Origin of the sequence: Streptomyces sp. NPDC020379, from assembly GCF_044387105.1 — a bacterium.
Lineage (GTDB): Bacteria > Actinomycetota > Actinomycetes > Streptomycetales > Streptomycetaceae > Streptomyces.
On sequence record NZ_JBIRVR010000003.1, the window covers coordinates 1 to 21736 of the forward strand.

General features: G+C 71.7%; 21 protein-coding genes. 8 read left to right on the forward strand and 13 right to left on the reverse strand.

What is annotated here, in order from left to right; all coding sequences use genetic code 11:
• Nucleotides 1-135 precede the first annotated feature (135 nt).
• Nucleotides 136-558 (reverse strand): hypothetical protein, encoded by a 423-nt coding sequence (locus ACH427_RS04820; RefSeq protein ID WP_398867967.1) that lies wholly within the window; start codon nucleotides 556-558, stop codon nucleotides 136-138.
• Between the two features lie 96 nt (nucleotides 559-654).
• Between ACH427_RS04820 and ACH427_RS04825 the strand changes: the two genes are divergently transcribed.
• The gene (locus ACH427_RS04825) at nucleotides 655-1311 is read left to right on the forward strand and encodes an ATP-binding protein (protein ID WP_398867968.1); all 657 of its coding nucleotides are present in this window, start codon (nucleotides 655-657) and stop codon (nucleotides 1309-1311) included.
• A gap of 180 nt (nucleotides 1312-1491) precedes the next feature.
• Here ACH427_RS04825 and ACH427_RS04830 read toward each other — a convergent pair whose 3' ends face one another.
• Nucleotides 1492-2238, reverse strand: a complete 747-nt coding sequence (locus tag ACH427_RS04830; RefSeq protein ID WP_398867969.1) for a SigE family RNA polymerase sigma factor — start codon at nucleotides 2236-2238, stop codon at nucleotides 1492-1494.
• A 195-nt stretch (nucleotides 2239-2433) separates the two neighbouring features.
• Here ACH427_RS04830 and afsQ1 point away from each other — a divergent pair, with 195 nt between their 5' ends.
• The 5 genes from afsQ1 to ACH427_RS04855 all read left to right on the forward strand — a co-directional run bounded on the left by afsQ1 (nucleotide 2434) and on the right by ACH427_RS04855 (nucleotide 6281).
• The gene (gene afsQ1 / locus ACH427_RS04835) at nucleotides 2434-3111 is read left to right on the forward strand and encodes a two-component system response regulator AfsQ1 (protein ID WP_398867970.1); all 678 of its coding nucleotides are present in this window, start codon (nucleotides 2434-2436) and stop codon (nucleotides 3109-3111) included.
• A gap of 100 nt (nucleotides 3112-3211) precedes the next feature.
• Complete coding sequence (locus ACH427_RS04840) at nucleotides 3212-4717, forward strand: ATP-binding protein (RefSeq protein ID WP_398867971.1); 1506 nt, start codon at nucleotides 3212-3214, stop codon at nucleotides 4715-4717.
• Nucleotides 4714-5319 carry a hypothetical protein gene (locus ACH427_RS04845; protein WP_398867972.1) on the forward strand — a complete coding sequence of 202 codons (606 nt, stop codon included), beginning with the start codon at nucleotides 4714-4716 and terminating at the stop codon, nucleotides 5317-5319. Before ACH427_RS04840 ends, ACH427_RS04845 begins: the two co-directional genes overlap by 4 nt.
• An 88-nt stretch (nucleotides 5320-5407) precedes the next feature.
• On the forward strand, nucleotides 5408-5962 hold the full coding sequence (locus ACH427_RS04850; protein ID WP_398867973.1) for a VanZ family protein: 555 nt from the start codon (nucleotides 5408-5410) through the stop codon (nucleotides 5960-5962).
• Nucleotides 5963-6068: 106 nt separating this feature from the next.
• The gene (locus ACH427_RS04855) at nucleotides 6069-6281 is read left to right on the forward strand and encodes a PspC domain-containing protein (RefSeq protein ID WP_398867974.1); all 213 of its coding nucleotides are present in this window, start codon (nucleotides 6069-6071) and stop codon (nucleotides 6279-6281) included.
• Nucleotides 6282-6363: 82 nt separating this feature from the next.
• Here the strand turns inward: ACH427_RS04855 and ACH427_RS04860 are convergent, their stop codons facing one another.
• Together ACH427_RS04860 and ACH427_RS04865 are read right to left on the reverse strand one after the other, a co-directional pair.
• On the reverse strand, nucleotides 6364-6813 hold the full coding sequence (locus ACH427_RS04860; protein ID WP_398867975.1) for an ATP-binding protein: 450 nt from the start codon (nucleotides 6811-6813) through the stop codon (nucleotides 6364-6366).
• A 167-nt stretch (nucleotides 6814-6980) separates the two neighbouring features.
• Nucleotides 6981-8117, reverse strand: a complete 1137-nt coding sequence (locus ACH427_RS04865; RefSeq protein WP_398867976.1) for an adenosine deaminase — start codon at nucleotides 8115-8117, stop codon at nucleotides 6981-6983.
• Between the two features lie 103 nt (nucleotides 8118-8220).
• Here ACH427_RS04865 and ACH427_RS04870 point away from each other — a divergent pair, with 103 nt between their 5' ends.
• Nucleotides 8221-9000, forward strand: a complete 780-nt coding sequence (locus ACH427_RS04870; RefSeq protein WP_398867977.1) for an alpha/beta hydrolase — start codon at nucleotides 8221-8223, stop codon at nucleotides 8998-9000.
• A gap of 268 nt (nucleotides 9001-9268) precedes the next feature.
• On the opposite strand, the gene ACH427_RS04875 is transcribed toward ACH427_RS04870, so the two are convergent.
• Nucleotides 9269-10279, reverse strand: coding sequence for a LysR family transcriptional regulator (locus ACH427_RS04875; RefSeq protein ID WP_398867979.1), 1011 nt, complete (start codon nucleotides 10277-10279; stop codon nucleotides 9269-9271).
• Between the two features lie 62 nt (nucleotides 10280-10341).
• Here ACH427_RS04875 and ACH427_RS04880 point away from each other — a divergent pair, with 62 nt between their 5' ends.
• A complete protein-coding gene (locus ACH427_RS04880; RefSeq protein ID WP_398867980.1) occupies nucleotides 10342-11646 on the forward strand; it encodes an MFS transporter in 1305 nt (434 codons plus the stop codon).
• A 77-nt stretch (nucleotides 11647-11723) separates the two neighbouring features.
• Here ACH427_RS04880 and ACH427_RS04885 read toward each other — a convergent pair whose 3' ends face one another.
• From ACH427_RS04885 to ACH427_RS04920, 8 genes are all read right to left on the reverse strand, one after another.
• On the reverse strand, nucleotides 11724-12902 hold the full coding sequence (locus ACH427_RS04885) for a TerD family protein (RefSeq protein WP_398867981.1): 1179 nt from the start codon (nucleotides 12900-12902) through the stop codon (nucleotides 11724-11726).
• A 175-nt stretch (nucleotides 12903-13077) separates the two neighbouring features.
• Nucleotides 13078-14361: a thymidine phosphorylase gene (locus tag ACH427_RS04890; RefSeq protein WP_398868271.1), complete on the reverse strand. Its 1284-nt coding sequence runs from the start codon at nucleotides 14359-14361 to the stop codon at nucleotides 13078-13080.
• A gap of 105 nt (nucleotides 14362-14466) precedes the next feature.
• Nucleotides 14467-14862 (reverse strand): cytidine deaminase, encoded by a 396-nt coding sequence (locus ACH427_RS04895; RefSeq protein WP_398867982.1) that lies wholly within the window; start codon nucleotides 14860-14862, stop codon nucleotides 14467-14469.
• Entirely contained in the window at nucleotides 14859-16145 is a 1287-nt protein-coding gene (locus ACH427_RS04900; protein ID WP_398867983.1) for an ABC transporter permease, read from the reverse strand. Before ACH427_RS04900 ends, ACH427_RS04895 begins: the two co-directional genes overlap by 4 nt.
• Complete coding sequence (locus ACH427_RS04905) at nucleotides 16142-17257, reverse strand: ABC transporter permease (protein WP_398867984.1); 1116 nt, start codon at nucleotides 17255-17257, stop codon at nucleotides 16142-16144. Before ACH427_RS04905 ends, ACH427_RS04900 begins: the two co-directional genes overlap by 4 nt.
• On the reverse strand, nucleotides 17254-18906 hold the full coding sequence (locus ACH427_RS04910) for an ABC transporter ATP-binding protein (RefSeq protein ID WP_398868273.1): 1653 nt from the start codon (nucleotides 18904-18906) through the stop codon (nucleotides 17254-17256). The genes ACH427_RS04905 and ACH427_RS04910 overlap by 4 nt, the downstream gene beginning before the upstream one ends.
• A gap of 246 nt (nucleotides 18907-19152) precedes the next feature.
• A complete protein-coding gene (locus ACH427_RS04915) occupies nucleotides 19153-20178 on the reverse strand; it encodes a BMP family protein (RefSeq protein ID WP_398867985.1) in 1026 nt (341 codons plus the stop codon).
• A 245-nt stretch (nucleotides 20179-20423) separates the two neighbouring features.
• On the reverse strand, nucleotides 20424-21668 hold the full coding sequence (locus ACH427_RS04920) for an amidohydrolase (RefSeq protein ID WP_398868274.1): 1245 nt from the start codon (nucleotides 21666-21668) through the stop codon (nucleotides 20424-20426).
• Nucleotides 21669-21736 lie beyond the last annotated feature (68 nt).

Below are 21736 nucleotides of genomic sequence, written 5' to 3' on the forward strand. Positions count from 1 at the left end.
GCGCGGGGGGCGGGGGGGGGGGGTTTGGGGGGGGGGGGGGGGGGGGGGGGGGGCCCGGGGGGGGGGGGGGGGGGGGGGGGGGGGGGCCCCCCCCCCCCCCCCCCCCGCCCCTCCGGCGTCCGGGAGCGGGTCCCGCTAGACCGACGGCAGCAGTGCCACCGCCTGGTCCAGCAGGCTCAGGTCCTGGAGCGCGCCGCCGTTCGTCAGAGGCTCGGTGAGGGCGGACGTGCTCATCGGCTGGAAGTCGGCGACCTGCGTGCCCACCGCGTTGGCGAAGGGGTCGCTGCCCGTGCCCGCCAGCGGGTTGAGCTTCAGGGCCTCCAGGGACCGCAGCGCACCCTCCGACGACGTGCCGAGCGCGGTGTCCGCGCCGGCCGTCGCCGCGTCGATGGACGTCACCCCCAGCTCGGCCCGTGGGCCCGCCGTGGGCGCGGCGTTCGCGGCTCCCGCGCCGCCCGCGACGATGGCCGCGCCCGCCGAGACGGTCAGCCCGACGCGCACCAGACCGCGCGAGTGGGAGGAGCGGGAGGAGCGTGCGTGTCGTGCGTGCGAGGCCATGGGCACCTGCCGGGTCGTGAGGTACAGGATGGAACGACAACGCACCGTAGCGAAGTCGTGACACTGTGCGCACCCCGCGACCCGGGGGGATCCCCCATGCGGCCCAATGCCTCACACTGGTGTCCCGTGACTCCCCACTTGACCCCTGCGCGCGTCATCCTGCTGACCGGCCCCTCCGGTTCCGGAAAGTCGTCCCTCGCGGCCCGCACCGGGCTGCCGGTCCTCAACCTCGACGACTTCTACAAGGAGGCGCACGACCCGACTCTGCCGCTGCTCCCGGACGGCTCGGGCGCCGACTGGGACTCGCCCCTGTCGTGGGACGCCGACGCGGCCGTGGCGGCGATAGCGGAGCTGTGCCGCACGGCGCGCACGAGCGTGCCGCTGTACGACATCGCCAGCAGCTCGCGGACCGGTGAGAGCGCGCTGGACATCGGCCGCACCCCGCTGTTCATAGCGGAGGGCATCTTCGCCGCCGACATCATCGGCCGCTGCCGCGAACTCGGGCTGCTCGCCGACGCGCTGTGCCTGCGCGGCCGCCCGTCGACGACGTTCCGCCGCCGGCTGCTGCGCGACCTGCGCGAGGGCCGCAAGCCCGCGCCCTACCTCGTCCGCCGCGGTCTGCGCCTGATGCGCGCCGAACGCGGCATCGTGGCCCGCCAGACGGCGCTGGGCGCGTACCCCTGCGGCCGGGACACCGCGATGGGCCGGATCGCCGCCGCGGCCGCGGGACGCCGGGAGGGCGTCCGCGTCTGACGCGAACGCCCTCTTCACGGGAAACACGCGTCCCGGGAAACAGCGGAGCGGGCGGACATACCCCCCGGCTGTCCGCCCGCTCCTCCCCCGTGGCCCCGTCCGCTCCCCCGAGCGTTTCCCCGTCCCCCCCCCAGGGCCCCTTGGTGCTGTTCGCTCCCGTTCGGTCCTGTCCGACCTCGCTCAGGCCACCAGCTCGCCGAAGGACTCCGCGACGCCGCGGCCGGAGCCGATGACCTCGTCCTCGCGCAGCCGGCGCAGGGAGCGCCAGATGCTGCTCTTGACCGTGCCGACGCTGATGCCGAGGATCTCCGCGATCTCCGGGTCCGTACGGCCCTCGTAGTAGCGCAGGACGAGCATCGTGCGCTGGAGCTCGGGCAGCCGGGCCAGCGCCTGCCAGAGGACGGCGCGCAGTTCGGTGCCGCGCATCGCGTCGGTCTCGCCGACCGTCTCCGGCAGCTCCTCTGTCGGGTACTCGTTCAGCTTGCGGCGGCGCCAGGCGCTGATGTGCAGATTGGTCATCGTGCGGCGGAGGTAGCCGCCGACGGCCGCCTTGTCGGTGATCCGGTCCCAGGCGCGGTACGTCGAGAACAGCGCGCTCTGGAGCAGGTCCTCCGCCTCGTGCCGGTCGCCGGTCAGGTGGTAGGCGGTCGCGTACAGGGAGGCCCGGCGCTCCTGGACGTACGCGGTGAACGCCGCTTCGGCGTCCTGCCGCTTCGTCCGGGCCGCGCCCTTGCCCTCCCCCAAGGCCCCCGTGGCCTCCCCGTACGTGACCGCGTCGATCGCCACCATGTACGGCGGCCGTACACGTCCGGTGCCGCGGGCGCACCCCCGCCCGCCCACGGCACCGGACTTCTCCGGGCCCCGCCCGGCGTCGTGCAGGCGCGTGCGAATGACTGCGCTGGTCGTGGTGCTGTGCAGTGTGTTCATCTCGCGCCCCCCGTCGGTGGAGCCAGCTCGGTCCGTTGCGTTCCCGGGCCGTCGTGCCGCCCGGTGCACCCAAGCCTGGCGGGCCAGTTTCATGACGCTGTCCGCCGACTGTCACAGCCCTGCAACAGGCCGGGGAGCCCCGTGCGGGACGGCGTCGGTCGAACGACCGGCCAGACGTAGGCCAGAATGGCCACCGTGCCTTTCCTGTTGCTGATCGAGGACGACGACGCCATCCGCACGGCTCTCGAGTTCTCCCTGTCCCGCCAGGGTCACCGTGTGGTGACCGCGGCGACGGGTGAGGACGGCCTGAAAATGCTGCGCGAGCAGCGGCCGGACCTGATCGTGCTGGACGTCATGCTGCCGGGTATCGACGGTTTCGAGGTGTGCCGGCGGATCCGCCGCACCGACCAGCTGCCGATCATCCTGCTGACCGCGCGCAACGACGACATCGACGTCGTGGTCGGCCTGGAGTCCGGGGCGGACGACTACGTCGTCAAACCCGTGCAGGGCCGGGTGCTCGACGCCCGGATCCGCGCGGTGCTGCGCCGTGGCGAGCGGGAGTCGAACGACTCGGCGTCGTTCGGTTCGCTGGTCATCGACCGCGCGGCCATGACGGTCACCAAGAACGGCGAGGACCTCCAGCTGACCCCGACCGAGCTGCGGCTGCTGCTGGAGCTCAGCCGCAGGCCGGGGCAGGCCCTGTCGCGGCAGCAGCTGCTGCGCCTGGTGTGGGAGCACGACTATCTGGGCGACTCCCGGCTGGTGGACGCCTGTGTGCAGCGGCTGCGCGCCAAGGTCGAGGACGTCCCGTCGTCACCGACCCTGATCCGTACGGTCCGGGGCGTCGGCTATCGCCTGGACACCCCGCAGTGACTGCCCCAGCCCGCCACAACCGCACAGAGAGCACACCGTGACACAAGAGCCCGGTCGGGAACGGGGTCGGCGGCCGGCCAGGAACACGCTGAAGCTGAGCATGCGGTGGATCAGCCTGCGGCTGCGGCTGATGCTGGTCTTCGCGCTGGTGGCGCTGGCCGCGGCCGTCTCCGCGTCCGCCATCGCCTATTGGCTGAACCGGGACGCGGTCCTCACCCGCACCCAGGACGCCGCGCTCGACGACTTCCGCAAGTCCTTGCAGGACAACACCGGTTCGCTGCCGCTGACGCCGACCTGCCAGGAGCTCCAGGCCGCCGCCGACCGGATGGCCTCGACCTCGCAGAAGTACGAGGTGCTGCTGATCGGCACGTCCGGCAGCGGTGACTGCGTCGCGCCCTCCAGGCCCGACCTGTTCACGCCCAAGGTCGTGCCGGAGTCGCTGCGGGCGGCGGTGGACCGCGAGCGCCGGGTCGACGACTCAAACCGCTACGCGTACCACCTGTACTGGCAGCGGATCACGCTCGACGGCAAGCCGTATCTGATCGGCGGTGCCAAGGTGATCGGCGGCGGCCCGACGGGCTATCTGCTGAAGTCGCTGGAGAACGAGCGCCAGGACCTCAATTCGCTGGCCTGGTCGCTGGGCATCGCCACGGCCCTCGCCCTCATCGGCTCCGCCCTGCTCGCCCAGGCCGCCGCGTCCACGGTGCTGCGGCCCGTGCAGCGCCTCGGTGACGCGGCCCGGCGGCTCGGCGAGGGGAAGCTGGACACGCGCCTGGAGGTGTCGGGCACGGACGAGCTCGCGGACCTGTCGCGCACGTTCAACAGGACCGCGGAGTCGCTCCAGCAGCGGGTCGAGGAGCTGAGCGGGCGGGAGGCCGCGAGCCGCCGCTTCGTCGCCGACATGTCGCACGAGCTGCGCACCCCGCTCACGGCGATCACCGCGGTGACGGAGGTGCTGGAGGACGAGGCGGACAACCTCGACCCCATGATCGCGCCCGCGGTGCAGCTGGTGGTGAGCGAGACCCGCAGGCTGAACGACCTGGTGGAGAACCTCATGGAGGTCACCCGCTTCGACGCGGGCACGGCCCGGCTGGTCCTCGACGACGTGGATGTCGCCGACCAGGTCACCGCCTGCATCGACGCCCGCGCCTGGCTGGACGCCGTCGAGCTGGACGCCGAGCGCGGCATGATGGCCCGGCTCGACCCGCGGCGGCTCGACGTCATCCTCGCCAACCTCATCGGCAACGCCCTCAAGCACGGTGGTTCGCCGGTGCGGGTGTCGGTGCGCACGGAGGACGGCGCGCTGCGGATCGACGTGCGCGACCACGGCCCCGGCATCCCCGAGGACGTCCTGCCGCACGTCTTCGACCGCTTCTACAAGGCGAGCGCCTCCCGGCCGCGCTCCGAGGGCAGTGGCCTCGGCCTGTCGATCGCCCTGGAGAACGCCCATATCCACGGCGGCGGGATCACCGCCGCCAACTCCCCCGAAGGCGGCGCGGTCTTCACCCTGACCCTCCCCCTGGGCGAGGACCCGGCGGAGGCCGGCGGCGCCTCCCGGCTCGCCGACGGGCAAGGCCGGGACCGGGCGGAGGAGAACGGAAAGTGAAGACCCCGACCGTGAGGATCAGAACCGCCGCCCTGGCGCTGACGCTGCTCGGCTCCCTCCCCGCGCTGTCCGCGTGCGGGATCCGCGGCACGGCCGTGCCGGTGGACGCGGGCGGCGCGCCGTCCCGGGCGTCGTGCGTCAGCCGCCCCGACCCGAGCCCCGCCGCGGGCCTCGCCACCGTGACCGTGCAGCTGGAGTGCGCCTCGCAGCTGGTGCCGGTGTCCCGCCGGGTCCCGCTGCCCGACAAGCCCGACGACGCGGCGATCGTCGCCGGCGCGCTCCTGGACGAGCTGCGCAAGGTGCCGTCCGGGGAGGAGGCCGACGCCGGGCTGATCACCGCCGTCCCGCAGCGGCTGTCCGTCACCGGGCCGCGGCCGGGCGACCCTGCGGGCACCCTGCGGCTGAGCCGTGAGCCGGCCGAGCTGCCGCAGGTCGCGCTGGCCCAGCTGGTCTGCTCCTTCGTGGGCACGCCCGCGGCGGACGGCAAGTCGGCGGTGCTGCTGGGCGGGCCGGGCGACGCCGGGCCGCTGAGCTTCACCTGCACCGACGAGATGCGGACACATCCGGACACCGCGGACATCAGCGGCCGAGCCGTTTCCTGATCCGGCGGCTCTCCGGCCCCGCGGGCGTCCGCCACTCTCCGTCGTCACGGGCGGAACCGGACGGCGCACACCCGGCGTCCTGTGGGGCGTGCAGGGTCATGGTTACGGCGGCACGCCCGCCCTCCGATACCGCTACCGCGCCGCGGGGTGTGTGCTGCTCGTCGCCCATCTCCTGGCGGTCGGCTGGCTGGCCCTGCGGCCGCTGACGGCGCCCTGGGTGACGGCCGCGCCGCTGGAGCCGCTGGCTACGATCCGTGCCGATCTCGCCCTGAGCCCCTGGGAGGCGACGCGGGCGATCGGGGCGGGGATGCTGCCGCTGGCGCCGCTCGGCGTGCTGCTGCCGTGGGCGCGGGGGCGTCTCGCCGCGTCACCGCTGGGCTCGCTGACCCGCACGGTCTTCACCAGCGCGATGCTGTCGCTGGCCCTCCAGGTGGTGCAGAGCGGTGTGGTGGGCCAGGTGCTGGACGTGGACGCGCTGCTGCTGAACGTGACGGGCGTCGCCATCACACATCTCGCGGTGGTGCCCGCGGTACGGGCCCGGCTCCGTCGCAGGGGTGACCGGCGCGGGCCGCAGGCCCTTCCCCGGAAGGAGGCGGCTCAGGGGCGGACCCCGACGATCCCCAGGGTCGGGGTCGCCCCGTAGAGCGATGCCTCGCCCCGGCTCGTGACCGTAGCGTCGCAGGCATCGGGAAACGTTCCCGCACGGCGCGTCCCCGACGCCGCCGGACCGACGACGAGGAGTCGCCATCATGTCCGCTCCCCTGGTCCGTCCCCTTGACCACAGGATGATCGCCGGCGTCTGCGCGGGCCTGGCCGAGCGCTTCGGCACGTCCCGCACCACGATGCGGGTCATCTTCCTGGCCTCGTGCCTGCTGCCCGGACCGCAGTTCCTGCTCTACCTCGCGCTGTGGGTGCTGCTGCCGTCCGAGAAGGACCACGGCCGGGCCGCCACGTCCTGGTGATGTCCACGGCGCCGCGTTGACGCGACGGCGGGCCGCGCACCCCGGTGCCCAGAGTGCGCGGCCCGCCGTGGTGCGCGGGGGCTCAGCCGCCGATGCTCGGCAGGGGCAGGCCGTTGGTGGGCAGCGTCGGCAGGCCGCCGAGCAGGCCCTTGTTGCCGCTGCTGTGCATCTTGCCGCTCGTGGCGGCGCCGTTGGCGCCGGTCGCGCCGGGGCTGTTGTCGGACTTCGGCGTCACCGGCAGGTCGGGCGCCTTCGGGAGGTTGGGGGCCACGGCCTTGTCGACGGCCTGGGAGGGCGCCTTCAGGATGCCGCCCTGGATCGCGCGGTCCGCGGCGGAGACCACGGGGCCGCCGGCCGGTGCGAGCTTCGCGGCCTGCTGGATGGGCAGCCCGCCCATCGTGGTCGCGGCGGTGCCGGTGACCGATTCCACGGCGCCCGAGGTGCCGAACGCGGCCGCGTTGCCCACCGCCGTGGCGGCGAAGGCGACACCGAGCGCGGCAACACCGAGCGTCTTGATGGTTCCCTGCTTCATCTGAATTCTGTCCTCGCGACGGGGGAATTTTGCAGCGGCACTGCAACCTAGTCACGAGAGCCGGGAAGCCGCAATGAATGACACGGCCGGGACCCTGAAGTCCCGGCCGTTTTCACGCTATTACCCGTGGATTCACCGTCGGTTGCGACGGGAAACAGAATTGCTGGTCAGACCGTGCCCGTCAGCGTCTGCCGGAAGAGCCACTCCGACTTGAGCTCGGCGTATCCGGGCTTGATGACGTCGTTGATCATCGCGAGACGTTCATCGAATGGGATGAACGCGGACTTCATCGCGTTGACGGAGAACCACTGCATGTCGTCCAGGGTGTAGCCGAACGTCTTGACCAGGTGCTCGAATTCACGGCTCATGCTGGTGCCGCTCATCAGCCGATTATCGGTATTCACCGTGGCCCGGAAGTGCAGCTTGCGCAGCAGGCTGATGGGGTGCTCTTCATAAGAAGTGGCCGCACCGGTCTGGAGGTTGGAGGTGGGGCACAGTTCCAGCGGAATGCGCTTGTCCCGCACATAGGACGCCAGCCGGCCGAGCTTGACCGTGCCGTCCGCCATGATCTCGATGTCGTCGATGATCCGGACGCCGTGCCCGAGCCGGTCCGCGCCGCACCACTGGAGCGCCTGCCAGATGGACGGCAGGCCGAACGCCTCGCCCGCGTGGATGGTGAAGTGGTTGTTCTCGCGCTTGAGGTACTCGAACGCGTCCAGGTGGCGGGTGGGAGGGAAGCCGGCCTCCGCGCCCGCGATGTCGAAACCGGCCACACCCGAGTCGCGGTAGCGGTTGGCGAGTTCGGCGATCTCCAGGGCGCGGGCCGCGTGCCGCATCGCGGTGAGCAGCGCGCCCACCCGGATGCGGTGGCCGTTCTCGCGCGCCCGGCGCTCGCCCTCCCGGAAGCCCTCGTTGACGGCCTCGACGACCTCTTCGAGGGTGAGACCGCCCTCCAGGTGCTGCTCGGGGGCGTAGCGCACCTCGGCATAGACGACGCCGTCCTCCGCCAGGTCCTCGGCGCACTCGGCGGCCACCCGGACCAGCGCCTCGCGGGTCTGCATCACGGCGCAGGTGTGCGCGAAGGTCTCCAGATAGCGCTCCAGCGAGCCGGAGTCGGCGGCCTCGCGGAACCAGACGCCCAGCTTGTCCGGGTCGGTCTCGGGCAGGCCGTCGTAGCCCGTGGCGCGGGCCAGGTCGACGACGGTGCCGGGGCGCAGTCCGCCGTCGAGGTGATCGTGCAGCAGCACCTTGGGCGCGCGGCGGATCTGCTCGGGGGTGGGTCGGGAGGTGGTCTCGGTCGTCATTTCGGCACTCTAGCCCCTACGCGCGTAGATGTCGGCGAACGATACGGAACGGTGACCCATCGGCGGGGTGGACACCGCGCGGCGTTCTGCCATCGTTTCTGCCATGCCTGAGCAAGCGTTGCCGCAGCGCGGATCCCAGGGGCCGGGAGCGGGTCCGGCCCGGCTCGGAAAGCCGCTCGGCGCGGAGCATTCCGTGCACGGTGTCGCCCTGTTGCTGCCCGGCGGGCGCCCCGCCGGTACCCGCCGCCCCTCGGCCCTGACGCTGGCCGCGCAGCGGCGGGTGGCCCGCGGCCTGGCCCGGCCGGGGACGGCGGAGGGGCTGGTCACCCACGTCGTCCGCTACCGCCGCAGCGGCTGGAACGGCGCCGCGGCCGATCCCGTACGGGACGCGGAGTGGGCCGCGGACGAGGTCGTGCGGCGCTACGGCGACGTACCGGTGTGCCTGGTGGGTACGGACATGGGCGGCCGGGCCGCGCTGCTCGCCGCGGGGCACCCGGCCGTCACCTCCGTACTGGCGCTGGCCCCCTGGCTGCCCGCGCCGGAATCCGTGCTCGACCCCGATCCGGTGCGGCAACTCGCGGGGCGGCGCGTGCTGCTGGTGCACGGCACCAACGATGAGCGCACCGACCCCGATCTGTCCTTCCGGCTCGCCGAGCGGGCGAAGAAGGTCAACCGGGACGTGTGCCGCTTCGAGGTGCACTCCGACGGGCACGCGCTGCACCAGCACCGGGCCGAAGTGCTCGCCCTGACGGTCGACTTCGTGCTCGGGTCGCTCTTCGGGCGGCACTACGCGCGCCCGGTGGCCGACGCGCTGGCGGCCCCGCCGCCGCTGGGCTTGCGCATGCCGCTGGCCTCCGGCTTCGGCGCGTCCCTGGGCTACTGACCGTCGCCGGGTGCGGGACCGCTGCGCCTGCGGCGGGCTTTGTCCCCTGTCCCGCCCCTTCCCGAAACTGGGGGAGACCCCCAGCCCCCCAGCCCCCCAGCACCCTGCGGGCGCGTCCTCGAACGCCGGACGGGCTGAGTACTCAGCCCGTCCGGCGTTCGAGGACAACGCGCGAAGCGTGTTGCGGGGCCTGGGGCGCAGCCCCCACGCGGCGGAGCCGCACATCGGACGCAGCCGGGAAGGGGCGGGACAGGGGAACAAAAACCGATCAGCGCGGCAGCAGTTGCCCCCTTCTCGACAGGAGGAAGCGCTTGAATGCCGCCACCGGGGGCGTGTCCGGATGCCCGTCCAGCCACGCCACCCCGATCTCGCGGACGGCGCGCGGCGCCGTGACCGTCAGTTCCACGACGCCGGGCCGCGCCACCGCGGGCGGTGGCAGCAGGCCGACGCCCAGGCCCGCCGCGACCAGCCCGCGCAGCGTCTCCGGGTCCTCGCCCTCGAAGGCGACCTTCGGGGTGAAGCCGGCCTCCGCGCAGACCGCGTCGGTGATCCGGCGCAGCCCGTAACCGGGTTCGAGGGTCACGAAGAGCTCGCCGGCCGCCTCGGCGAGGCGGATCCGCTTGCGGCCGGCGAGCGGGTGGTCGTCGGGGACGACCAGGCGGAGCTTCTGCTCGTCGAGGCGGCGGGCGACGAGGTCCGGCGCGTCGGGCAGCGGCGAGGTCAGGCAGAGGTCGAGGTCGCCGAAGCGCAGCCGTTCCAGCATGGCCTCGCCGTAGTTCTGCACGAGCTGGAAGCGCACGCGCGGGTGGTCGGCGCGGAAGGCCCGGATCAGCTCGGGAACGGTCTCGGAGCCGAGGGTGTGCAGGAAGCCGAAGGCGACCTTCCCCGCGGTGGGGTCGGCGTCCGCCCGTACGGACTCGGCGGCGCGCTCGACCTCGGCCAGGGCCCGTTCGGCGGAGGCGAGGAAGGTGCGGCCCGCGGCGGTCAGGGAGAGGGTGCGGCCGTGCCGGGCGAACAGCGCGACGCCCAGCTCCTGTTCGACGCGCGCCATCGAGCGGCTGAGGGTGGACTGCGGCATCTCCAGTTGGTGGGCGGCCCGGGTGACGTGCTCGTGCCGGGCGACGGCCACGAACTGCGCGAGGCGCGGAGTGAGGGTCGCGGCCCAGGAGTCCGCCTTGATCTCAGGGGTGTCCGGCGTTACCGGGTTGTCAAAAATCCGCGTCACGCTTTCATTGCCGGTTGGTGACAGGGAAGCCCCTGGCCTGCGGTCATGCTGCATGGGAACGATTATCGCGAATTTGTGCATTGGACGCATGAGCGCTGCGTGCATACGGTCGGTACATGCCTCCTGCCGATACCGGGGCATCCGTCGTCACCACGCGATCGGGTGCCTCCGCACTGTCGTCCTCCGTTCCTTCCTCAGCCGATGACAACAAGCTGGTGCCCGGCGGGCCCGGCTACCGCAGGACGAGCCTCGCGCTCTTCGCCGCGGGTGTCGCCACCTTCGCCCTGCTCTACTCCACGCAGGCCCTGCTCCCCGCGATCTCCGACGACCTCGGTGTGACGCCGGATCAGGCGAGTTGGACCGTCTCGGCCGCGACCGGCGCGCTCGCCGTCGCCGTCGTCCCGTTGAGCGCCCTGTCCGAGCGCTACGGGCGCCGCGCGATGATGACCGCCTCGCTGTGTGTGGCCGCCCTCGTGTCCCTGCTCGTGCCCTTCGCCCCCGGCCTGGGCTGGCTGGTGGCGCTCCGCGCCGTGCAGGGTGCCGCGCTGGCGGGCCTGCCCGCCTCCGCGATGGCGTATCTGGCCGAGGAGGTGCGGGCCAAGGCGCTGATCGGCGCGATCGGCCTGTTCGTGGCGGGCAACAGCCTCGGCGGCATGTCCGGGCGCATCCTCACCGGCTGGGTCGCGCAGGCGTGGGGCTGGCGGGCCGGGCTGGGCGCGGTGGGCGTGCTCGCGGTGGTGTGCGCGGTGGCCTTCCGGCTGCTGCTCCCCAAGGCGCGGCACTTCACCCCGGCCGCGGTCTCGCCGCGCGCGCTGGCCCGCACCGTCGGCGGCCACCTCGCGGATCCGCTGCTGCGCCGGCTGTACGCGATCGGCGCGCTCTTCATGACCGTCTTCGGCGCGGTCTACACCGTCATCGGCTACCGGCTGGCCGAGGCGCCGTTCTCCCTGCCGCAGGGCGTCGTCGGCTCGATCTTCCTGGTCTATCTGGTCGGCACGGTCTCGTCGGCCGCGGCCGGGAAGCTGGTGGGACGGCTGGGGCGGCGCGGGGCGCTGTATCTGGCGCTGGGCACGACGTCGGCGGGTCTGCTGCTGACGCTCCCGCAGTCGCTGATCGCGGTGCTGGCCGGCCTGATCCTGATCACGGCGGGGTTCTTCGCGGGCCACGCGGTGGCGTCGTCCTCGGTCAGCCGTACGGCGAAGACGGGCCGCGCGCAGGCGTCGGCGCTGTACCAGACGGCGTACTACCTGGGCAGTTCGGCCGGCGGCACGCTGGGCGCCGTCGCCTTCCACCTCGGCGGCTGGGACGGGGCGGTGGTCCTCGGCCTGATCGCGATGCTGGCCGCGGCGTCGATCACGCTCTACGCGACGCGCCGGGCACTCCAGGAGCGCCGCTCCCTGCCCGCCGTCGCCCGGCCGTAAGGCACCCGCAGCCCGAAGGGGCCGCCCCGCCACCTGTCCTGGTGGGGGCGGCCCCTTCGTCGTTCACCACGGGGTGGCTAGTAGTCCTCGTCGCCCTCGTAGTAGTTGTTGACGACCACGTCCGGCTCGTCGTCGCTCATCGCCTCGTTGAGGAGGGCGCCGCCGACGAGGCCGGCCGCGCCGGCGCCGATGAGCGCGCCGGTGCCGAAGCGGCGGCCGCCCTGCTGCTGGTTGCCCTGCTGGGGATAGCCCTGCTGCGGGTATCCCTGCTGGGCGTAACCCTGCTGCGCGGGCTGCGGGTAGCCCTGCTGCGGGTAGCCGGCCTGGGGGTAACCCGCCTGCGGCTGGGGGGCGGTGTAGTACGGCGGCGGCGTGGTCTGCACGCGCTGGGCGCAGCCGTTGCACGTCTGGATCTGCCGGGGCACACCCCACTGCGGGGACCACAGCACGGAGGCCGTGCCGGGGCCGTGGTTCGGGTCGAAGAAGCACGTCACGGAGGAACTCCCTGAGGATTGCTGAGGTGTGGCAAGGGGTGCGGCGGCCGTGGGGTTCTGCGGCACGGCACCGGCAAGAGGTGCGGACGCCGGGAACGGCACGGGCGGTTCCGCCTTCGCCGTGGTCACCTGGGCGGGCGGGGCCGGCGGCACGGGCGGGACGGCGGGCGCCGCCGGGGTCTCGCGCAGGACGTCGACGCCGTAGTCGCCCGCGATGCCCGCGAGGCCGGAGGCGTACCCCTGGCCGACCGCGCGGAACTTCCACTCCGCGCCGTGGCGGTAGAGCTCGCCGAAGACCATGGCGGTCTCGGAGCCGTCGACGCCCCCGAGGTCGTAGCGCGCCAGCTCGGCGCCGCCGGCCTGGTCGACGACGCGGATGTGCGCGCTGTCGAGCCGGCCGAAGTTCTGCCCGCGCTGCTCCGCCTCGTAGAGCGAGACGGGAAAGACGATCTTCGCCACCTCGGCCGGGACCCGGGTGAGGTCGACGTGGATCTGCTGGACGTCGCCCCCGCCGCCGGCCGGTGCCCCGCCGCCGGAGTGGCTGACCGAACCGTCGGGGCTGCGCAGATTGTTGAAGAAGACGAAGTGGCGGTCGGAGAGCACCTTCCCGGCCTGGTCGCACAGCAGCGCGCTGGCGTCCAGCTCGAATCCGGCGCCCGGGGCGGACCGCGCCCGCCATCCCAGCCCGACCGTCACGGCAGTCAGGCCGGGGGCCTGCCTGCTCAGCGACACGTTGCCACCCTTGGCCAGGGCCACGCCCATGAACCTTCCTCCACTGTCCCGGCTTCCCGCGTTCATCGCGAACAACGGGGCGTCCGGGCCCACAGTTCCTGATTTGCGCAATAAATAGATCAAGAGATGCCGGTACGACGCACCGGGCGCTCCGGCCCACGGAAAACCGTCGGCCGGAGCGCCCGGTGCGCGTGCGCCGGACCGCTTACGCGATGCGGTCCAGGACGATCGGGTTCGGCGTGAAGGCCGTGCCCGCGGCGGCGATCTCGACGCCGCCCTCCAGGGACTGGAGCGCGTACGCGAACTTCTCCGGGGTGTCGGTGTGCAGGGTCATCAGCGGCTGGCCCTCCTTGACCTCGTCGCCCGGCTTGGCGTGCAGCTCGACGCCCGCGCCGGCCTGGACCGCGTCCTCCTTGCGCGCGCGGCCCGCGCCCAGGCGCCAGGCGGCGACGCCGACGGCGTAGGCGTCGAGGCCGGTGAGGACGCCGGAGGAGGTGGCCGTGACGACGTGCTGCTCGCGCGCGACCGGCAGGGCCGCGTCCGGGTCGCCGCCCTGCGCCTGGATCATGCGGCGCCAGTGGTCCATGGCCGAGCCGTCCTTGAGCGCCTTGGCCGGGTCGGCGTCGGGCAGGCCCGCCGCGGTGAGCATCTCGCGCGCCAGCGCGAGCGTCAGCTCGACGACGTCGGCCGGGCCGCCGCCCGCCAGGACCTCGACGGACTCGCGGACCTCGAGGGCGTTGCCCGCGGTCAGGCCGAGCGGGGTCGACATGTCGGTGAGCAGGGCGACGGTCTTCACACCGTGGTCCGTGCCCAGGCCGACCATCGTGGAGGCGAGCTCACGCGCGTCCTCGATGTTCTTCATGAAGGCGCCGGAGCCGACCTTGACGTCGAGGACGAGCGAGCCCGTGCCCTCGGCGATCTTCTTCGACATGATGGAGGAGGCGATCAGCGGGATCGCCTCGACCGTGCCGGTCACGTCGCGCAGCGCGTACAGCTTCTTGTCGGCCGGGGCCAGGCCGTCGCCCGCGGCGCAGATGACGGAGCCGACGTCCCGCAGGACCTTCATCATCTCGTCGTTCGAGAGCAGGGCGCGCCAGCCGGGGATGGACTCCAGCTTGTCGAGCGTGCCACCGGTGTGCCCGAGGCCCCGGCCGGAGAGCTGCGGGACGGCCGCGCCGCAGGCCGCGACGAGCGGGGCCAGCGGCAGGGTGATCTTGTCGCCGACGCCGCCGGTGGAGTGCTTGTCGGAGGTCGGCATCGGGAGCGAGGAGAAGTCCATCCGCTCACCGGACTTGATCATCGCGGCGGTCCAGCGGGCGATCTCGGCCCGGTCCATGCCGTTGAGCAGGATGGCCATGGCGAGCGAGGACATCTGCTCGTCGGCGACCTCGCCGCGGGTGTACGCGTCGATGATCCAGTCGATCTGCTCGTCCGTGAGACGACCGCGGTCGCGCTTGGTGCGGATTACGGAAATGGCGTCCATCAGCAGATTTTCCTTAAGTTCGTGCGTCCTCAGGCTTCCCGGACGCGATGCCGGAAAGTGACCCGCACCGCGTATGAGCAGTCATACGCGGTGCGGCGCTTAAGGACATATTCAGCGATCCAGGTCAGCAGGGCCAAACGCGTCGGGCAGCAGGTCGGACAGCGGGCGGACGCCGGTGGTGGTGTCCACCGCCAGTTCCGGGCCGCCGTGCTCCCACAGCAGCTGGCGGCAGCGGCCGCACGGCATGAGCACATTGCCCTTGCGGTCGCAACAGGTGAAGGCAACCAGCCGTCCGCCGCCGGAGGAGAACAGGTCGGAGATCAGCCCGCATTCGGCGCACAGGGCGACACCGTAGGCGGCGTTCTCCACGTTGCAGCCGGTGACGGTGCGGCCGTCGTCCACGAGCGCCGCGGCGCCCACGGGGAAGCCGGAGTACGGGGCGTAGGCCCGGGACATGGCGTCCCGGGCCCGCGTGCGCAGGTACTCCCAGTCGGCGGAGGCGCTCACTTGCCCTGCCCCTTCCGGTACGGCTTGCCGTTCGCCTTGGGCATCCGCAGGCGCTGCGCCGAGAAGGACAGCACGAGCAGCGTCGCGACGTACGGGGTGGCGTCGACGAACTCGCCCGGCACGGTCTTGGTGAGCACGTACCACAGGACCAGCGCGGCGGCGAGGGCGCCGGAGACGATCGCGACCCGGCGCTTGCCCGCCTTGAAGCGCCAGGCGGCGAGGCCGGCCAGCAGCACGGCGAGGAGCAGCAGCAGCGCGTGGACGGTCGAGCCGCCGGAGCGCAGCTGGAGGCTGTCCATGAAGCCGAAGAGGCCCGCGCTCATCGCGATGCCGCCCGGCCGCCAGTTGCCGGAGATCATGGTGGCGAGACCGATGTAGCCGCGGCCGCCGGTCTGGCCGTCGGAGTACATGTGCGTGCCGATGGCGAGGAACGCGCCGCCGAGGCCGGCGAGGGCACCGGAGACGATCACGGCCACGTACTTGTACGTGTAGACGTTGACGCCGAGGGACTCGGCCGCGACCGGGCTCTCACCGCAGGAGCGCAGGCGCAGGCCGAAGGCCGAGCGCCACAGCACGAAGAAGGTGCCGACGAAGAGCAGCGCGGCGACGATCGTCAGCCAGGACACGTCGGTGACCAGGCCGTCGATCACCCCCGCGAGGTCCGAGACGAAGAACCAGTGGTGCTTCTCGACGCTGTTCAGCCAGTCGGACAGGCCCGGGATGGAGAAGTTGGGCATGTTGGGCATGACCGGCGACTGCTTGTCGTTGCCGCCCGCCAGCTGGGCGGCGCTGCCCTCCGCACCGAAGGTGATCTTGGCGAGGTACTGCGTGACGCCGAGCGCCAGGATGTTGATGGCGACACCGGAGATGATGTGGTCGGCGCCGAAGGTGACGGTCGCGACGGCGTGCACGAGGCCGCCGAGCGCACCACCGAGGACGCCGGCGAGCGCGGCGATCCAGGGGCCGTGCTGCCAGCCCATCCAGCCCGCGCAGAAGGTGCCGAGCATCATCATGCCTTCGAGGCCGATGTTGACGACGCCCGAGCGCTCGGCCCACAGGCCGCCGAGACCGGCGAGGCCGATCGGCACGGCCGCGGCGAGCGCGCCGCTGAACTGGCCGGAGGAGGTCAGGTCACCGGCGCTGGTGACCGCGCGCAGCGCGGAGAGCAGCAGCAGTGCCGCCGCGATGCCCAGCAGGACGACGGGGGTGGTGATCCTCCGGCCGCCGGGCTTGTTCTTGCCGCTCAGCGCGTTGCTGACGGCATCGGTGAGGGTCGTGCTCACGCGGACACCTCCGCCTTGTCGTTCTTGCGGGCCTGGGCGGCGAGCTCCTCGCCGACCTTCCGCTGCTGGGTCTTCAGGCCGTACCGGCGGACGACCTCGTAGGCGATGACGACGCACAGGACGATGACGCCCTGGACCACACCGACGATCTCCTGCGCGTATCCCTCGAACTCCAGCTGGGTGCTGGTGCGGTCGAGGAAGCCCCACAGGAGGGCGGCGAGGGCCATGCCGATGGGGTGGTTGCGACCGAGGAGCGCGATGGCGATGCCGGTGAAGCCGATGCCGACGGGGAAGTCGGTGCCGTAGTTGTACGAGACGCCGAGCAGGGTCGGCATGCCGACGAGGCCCGCGGCGGCACCGGAGATCACCATCGAAGTGATCACCATGCGCTTGACGTTGACGCCGCTGGCCTGGGCCGCGGTCTCGGACTGGCCGACGGTGCGCAGGTCGTAGCCGAAGCGCGTGCGGCTGAGCACGAACCAGTAGGCGACGCCCGCGAGGGCCGCGATGACCACGAAGCCGTAGACCGGCTTGGGCTGGGTCGGGAACTCGAAGAAGTGGGCGGAGTCCGGCAGATAGGACGTGTGGATCAGGTTGCCCTCCTTCTTGGCGAGCCGCCCGTCCTGGAGGAAGTACGCGATGACCGAGCCCGCGATCGCGTTGAGCATGATCGTGCTGATCACCTCGCTGACGCCGCGGGTCACCTTCAGCAGACCGGCGATGCCGGCCCAGAGCGCACCCACGATCATCGCCACGATGATGATCACGGGGATCTGCACGAAGCCCGGCATCGTCATGGCGCCGCCGACGACCGCGGCGAAGAACGCCGCGATGCGGTACTGGCCGTCCACACCGATGTTGAAGAGGTTCATCCGGAAGCCGATGGCGACGGCCAGCGCGGACAGGTAGTACGGGACCGCCTTGTTGATGATCCAGACCTGCGAGTCGCTCTTCGACCCGTAGTCGGCCATCACCTGGTAGGCGTGGAAGGGGTCCTTGCCGGTCGCCCCGATGATCACGGACGTGATGGCCACGGCCGCGACGATGGCCAGCACCGGCGCGGCGAGGCCCAGGACGATCTTGTCCCTGTCGGCCTTCTTGGTGATGCTCACTTGCCGTCGCCCCCTTCCTCTTCCTCGCGCGCGTCCGCCGACGCGTCGTCGTCCTGTGTCTCTTCCTGTGCCGCCGGGGCCTCGGCGGTCTCCTCGGCGCCCTCCTCGTGTTCGAGGTGGCCGGAGGCGGCGCCCGTCATCGCGGAACCGAGTTCCTCGGGCGTGATGCTCGCGGGGTCCGCGTCGGCGACCAGGCGGCCGCGGAACATCACCCGCAGGGTGTCGGAGAGCCCGATCAGCTCGTCCAGGTCGGCGGAGATCAGCAGCACCGCCAGGCCCTCGCGGCGCGCCTCGCGGATCTGGTCCCAGATCTGCGCCTGCGCGCCGACGTCCACGCCCCGGGTGGGGTGGGCGGCGATGAGCAGCTTGGGCAGGTGGCTCATCTCGCGGCCGACGATCAGCTTCTGCTGGTTGCCGCCGGACAGCGAGGCCGCGGTGACCTCGATGCCGGGGGTGCGCACGTCGAACTCGCGGACGATGCGCTCGGTGTCGGCGCGGGCGGCCTTGAGGTCGAGGAGCGCGCCCTTGCTGTTGGGCTTCTCGGTGACGTGCCCGAGGATGCGGTTCTCCCACAGCGGCGCTTCCAGCAGCAGGCCGTGCCGGTGGCGGTCCTCGGGGATGTAACCGATGCCGTCCTCGCGCCGCTTGCGCGTGGGCACGTGGCTGATGTCGGAGCCGTCGAGCGTGACGGTGCCACCGTCGGGGTCGCGCATGCCCATGACGGCCTCGACCAGTTCGGCCTGCCCGTTGCCCTCCACGCCCGCGATGCCGAGGACCTCGCCCTTGTGGATGGTGAAGGAGATGCCGTCGAGCACGGCGCGCACGGCACCGTCGGGGTCGGTGGCCGACAGGTGCAGCCCCTCGACGGTGAGCATCGGCGTGTCCGTGACGGTGGACTCGCGGGTCTCGGGCGAGGGTAGTTCCTCACCGACCATCAGCTCGGCCAGTTGCTTGGGCGTGGTCTCGCTCGGCACCGCGGTGCCGACGGTGGTGCCGCGGCGGATCACGGTGATGTCGTCGGCGACGGAGAGCACCTCGCCGAGCTTGTGCGAGATGAAGATGACCGTCAGGCCCTCCGCCTTGAGCTCGCGGAGGTTGTCGAAGAGCGCGTCGACCTCCTGCGGCACGAGAACGGCGGTGGGCTCGTCGAGGATCAGCGTACGGGCGCCGCGGTAGAGGACCTTGAGGATCTCCACGCGCTGGCGGTCGGCGACACCGAGGTCCTCGACGAGGACGTCCGGGCGGACGCCGAGCCCGTAGGCGTCGGAGATCTCCTTGATCTTCGCCTTGGCCTTGCCGCCGATGCCGTGCAGCTTCTCGGCGCCGAGGACGACGTTCTCCAGCACGGTGAGGTTGTCAGCCAGCATGAAGTGCTGGTGCACCATGCCGATGCCGCGCGCGATGGCGTCGGCCGGGCTGTGCAGGGAGACCTGCTCGCCGTCGAGGGTGATGGTGCCCTCGTCCGGCTTCTGCATGCCGTAGAGGATCTTCATCAGGGTCGACTTGCCGGCGCCGTTCTCGCCGCACAGGGCGTGGACGGTGCCGCGGCGGACCGTGAGGTGGATGTCGTGGTTGGCCACGACACCGGGGAACCGCTTGGTGATGCCCGCGAGTTCTACTGCGGGGGCGGTACTGCTGGACGCTTTGATGGCGCACTCTCCTCGGGGAAGGGAGCGGGAGGAACCGGGCCGGCCGTGCGGGGATCGGGCGGGCTCCGGGGGAGGGCGGCTGCCGACGCTACACGCGTCAACGGATAGCTACGCGCGTAGCGTTGGCCAGAGGCATACCGTCGGCCGACGGAATGCACAGGGAGGCCCGGCGGCGGGGAGACCTTCCCCGCCGCCGGGCCCGTGACCTGTCGGGACCGGTCGGCGCCGGTCCCTCGGGTCACGAGTTCAGCTGGTCTTGACCGTGATCTTGCCGTCCACGATGTTCTTCCTGGCTTCCTCGATCTTCGACTTGATGTCGTCGATGAAGCCGCCCGAGGTGGCCAGCGACACGCCGTTGTCCTTCAGCAGGTACTTGCGCTCACCGGTGATCGGCTTGCCGTCCTGGACGCTCTTGATGAAGTCGTAGACCGCCACATCGACGTTCTTCACGACGGAGGTGAGGATGGAGTTCTTGTACTTCGCGAGGCCGGGCTGCTGGTACTGGTCGGAGTCGACACCGATCGCCCAGGCGCCCTTCTGCTCGGAGACGGCCTCGATGGAGCCGTTGCCGGACAGGCCCGCCGCGCTGTAGATCACGTCGTAGCCCTGCTCCAGCATGCCCTTGGCCTTCTCCTTGGCGGAGGCCGGGTCGTTGAAGCCCTTGTCGGTGGCCGACAGGTAGTCCGAGCGGACGTCGATCTTGGAGTCGGTGTCCTTGGCGCCCTGCTCGAAGCCGGCCTGGAACTTCTGGATCAGCGCGTTCTGCGTGGCGCCGATGAAGCCGACCTTCTTGGTCTTGCTCTTCAGTGCGGCGGCCACACCGGCCAGGTAGGAGCCCTCCTGCTCGCCGAAGGTGATGCTCTCGACGTTGTCGCCGGGGACGACCGAGTCGACGACCGCGAAGGAGGTCTTGGGGAAGTCCTTGGCGACCTTCTCGATCGACTGCGAGTAGTTGAAGCCGACGCCGATGACCGGGTTGTAGCCCGCGTCCGCGAGCGAGCTGAGGCGCTGCTCGCGCTCCGCCTCGGTCTCGCCGTTCTTGGCGGTCATCATCTTGCCGTTGACCTTGAGGTCCTTCATAGCTTTGTCCAGGCCACGGGCCGCGGACTCGTTGAAGGAGTGGTCGTCACGACCGCCGACGTCGAAGGCAAGCCCCACTCCCTTGCCCTTCCCCCCACCGGATTCGGTGGAGGACTCACCACAGGCGGTGAGAGTGAATGCGAGTGCCGCGGTGGTAACACCGGCGACAGCGATTGTGGATACCCGACGCACGAAGGGCCCCTTCACTCGAAGCGCCTCCGTCGGCGCTGGTTCGCGGGCATCGTAACGCGCGTAGATGGAGATAAAAGGGGTGCTTGAAAGCCGTTATCGGACCGATGCGAACGCTTCTTGACCGGATTGCCCACTGATTGATCAGGAACACCCAGGAAATGAGCCTGAAACGCCCGGCGAACGCCCCTAATGCGGCCGGGAAGCCCCTAAGGCCGCTTTGGGCGATCCTCCAATTGATCGATCATTCAGGGCAGCAGGCCGTCCAGCAGTGCGGCGGCCGTGAAGAGCTCCACTCCGGCCTGGATGGATCCCTCATCCACGTCGAAATCACCGCGATGCAGGTCACGTCGGGTGTTATCGCCCACCGACCGGACCCCGAGCCGGGCCATCGCGCCGGGCACGTGCTCCAGATACCAGGAGAAGTCCTCGCCGCCCAGGCTCTGCTCGGTGTCCTCGACCGAGGACGGACCGCGGCGCGCCATCATGGCGCGCCGCAGGAGTTCGGTGACCTCCGGGTCATTGATGACCGGGGGCACCCCCCGGACGTAATTGATCTCCGACTTCGCGCGGTGCAGCGTGGCGACCTCGTCGATCGCGGCGTGCACCAGGTCCGGCGCGTCCCGCCAGGCGTGCAGGTCCAGGCAGCGGACCGTGCCGGAGAGCTCGCCGTGCTGCGGGATGACGTTGGGGGCGTGCCCGGTCTCCATCCGCCCCCAGGTGAGGGAGAGGCCCGAGCGGGCGTCGGCCCGGCGCGCGAGGACCGCGGGGACGTCGGTGGCCACCCGGGCCACCGCGGTCACCAGGTCGGTGGTGAAGTGCGGCCGCGCGGTGTGGCCGCCGGGGCCGTCCAGCGAGACCTCCAGCCGGTCGCACGCCGAGGTGATCGCGCCCTGCCGCAGGCCGATGCGCCCGACCTCGACCTTCGGGTCGCAGTGCACCGCGATGATCCGGCCCACGCCGTCCAGCGCGCCGCACTCGATGGCGTCGAGGGCGCCGCCGGGCAGCACCTCCTCGGCGGGCTGGAAGATCAGCCGGACCGGGCGCGGCAGTTCCCCCCGCGCGGCCAGCTCCGCGAGGACGAGGCCGGCGCCGAGCACGGCGGTGGTGTGCACGTCGTGGCCGCAGGCGTGCGCCATTCTGGGGACGGTCGAGCGGTACGGGACCGTCTTGGTGTCCGGGATGGGCAGCGCGTCCAGATCGGCGCGCAGCGCGAGCATGCCCCGGGCGGTGGTGGTGTGCCGGCCCGCCTCCCGTACGGCGTCCCGCCCGATGTCACAGAAGAGTCCGGTGCCTGTGGAGAGGGTGCGGGGCTTGAGTCCCGCCCTCTCCAGCCTCGCTTTGACCGCCGCGGTGGTACGGAACTCGCGGTTCCCGAGCTCCGGGTGCATGTGCAAGTCGCGGCGGAACGCGATGAGTTCGGCGCGCAGCGCGGACGGGAGTGCACCGGGCAGCTTGGCGTCGACGGTGTCGGGTTCGGCGTCCAAAGGCATCAGATGGTTCACGCAGTGAAGGGTAAAGCCCTCACCCCGGCAACTGCCCCCAGATCTAGAAAAGTTCA

Bases quoted from the DNA above. Each gene is read 5' to 3' on its own strand.
- ACH427_RS04855 (WP_398867974.1), top strand. From the start codon at position 6,069: ATGTCCGCTCCCCTGGTCCGTCCCCTTGACCACAGGATGATCGCCGGC.
- ACH427_RS04830 (WP_398867969.1), bottom strand. From the start codon at position 2,238: ATGAACACACTGCACAGCACCACGACCAGCGCAGTCATTCGCACGCGC.
- ACH427_RS04880 (WP_398867980.1), top strand. From the start codon at position 10,342: ATGCCTCCTGCCGATACCGGGGCATCCGTCGTCACCACGCGATCGGGT.
- ACH427_RS04825 (WP_398867968.1), top strand. From the start codon at position 655: ATGCGGCCCAATGCCTCACACTGGTGTCCCGTGACTCCCCACTTGACC.
- ACH427_RS04920 (WP_398868274.1), bottom strand. From the start codon at position 21,668: ATGCCTTTGGACGCCGAACCCGACACCGTCGACGCCAAGCTGCCCGGT.
- ACH427_RS04820 (WP_398867967.1), bottom strand. From the start codon at position 558: ATGGCCTCGCACGCACGACACGCACGCTCCTCCCGCTCCTCCCACTCG.
- ACH427_RS04870 (WP_398867977.1), top strand. From the start codon at position 8,221: ATGCCTGAGCAAGCGTTGCCGCAGCGCGGATCCCAGGGGCCGGGAGCG.
- ACH427_RS04860 (WP_398867975.1), bottom strand. From the start codon at position 6,813: ATGAAGCAGGGAACCATCAAGACGCTCGGTGTTGCCGCGCTCGGTGTC.
- ACH427_RS04840 (WP_398867971.1), top strand. From the start codon at position 3,212: ATGCGGTGGATCAGCCTGCGGCTGCGGCTGATGCTGGTCTTCGCGCTG.
- ACH427_RS04875 (WP_398867979.1), bottom strand. From the start codon at position 10,279: ATGCAGCATGACCGCAGGCCAGGGGCTTCCCTGTCACCAACCGGCAAT.
- ACH427_RS04865 (WP_398867976.1), bottom strand. From the start codon at position 8,117: ATGACGACCGAGACCACCTCCCGACCCACCCCCGAGCAGATCCGCCGC.
- ACH427_RS04885 (WP_398867981.1), bottom strand. From the start codon at position 12,902: ATGGGCGTGGCCCTGGCCAAGGGTGGCAACGTGTCGCTGAGCAGGCAG.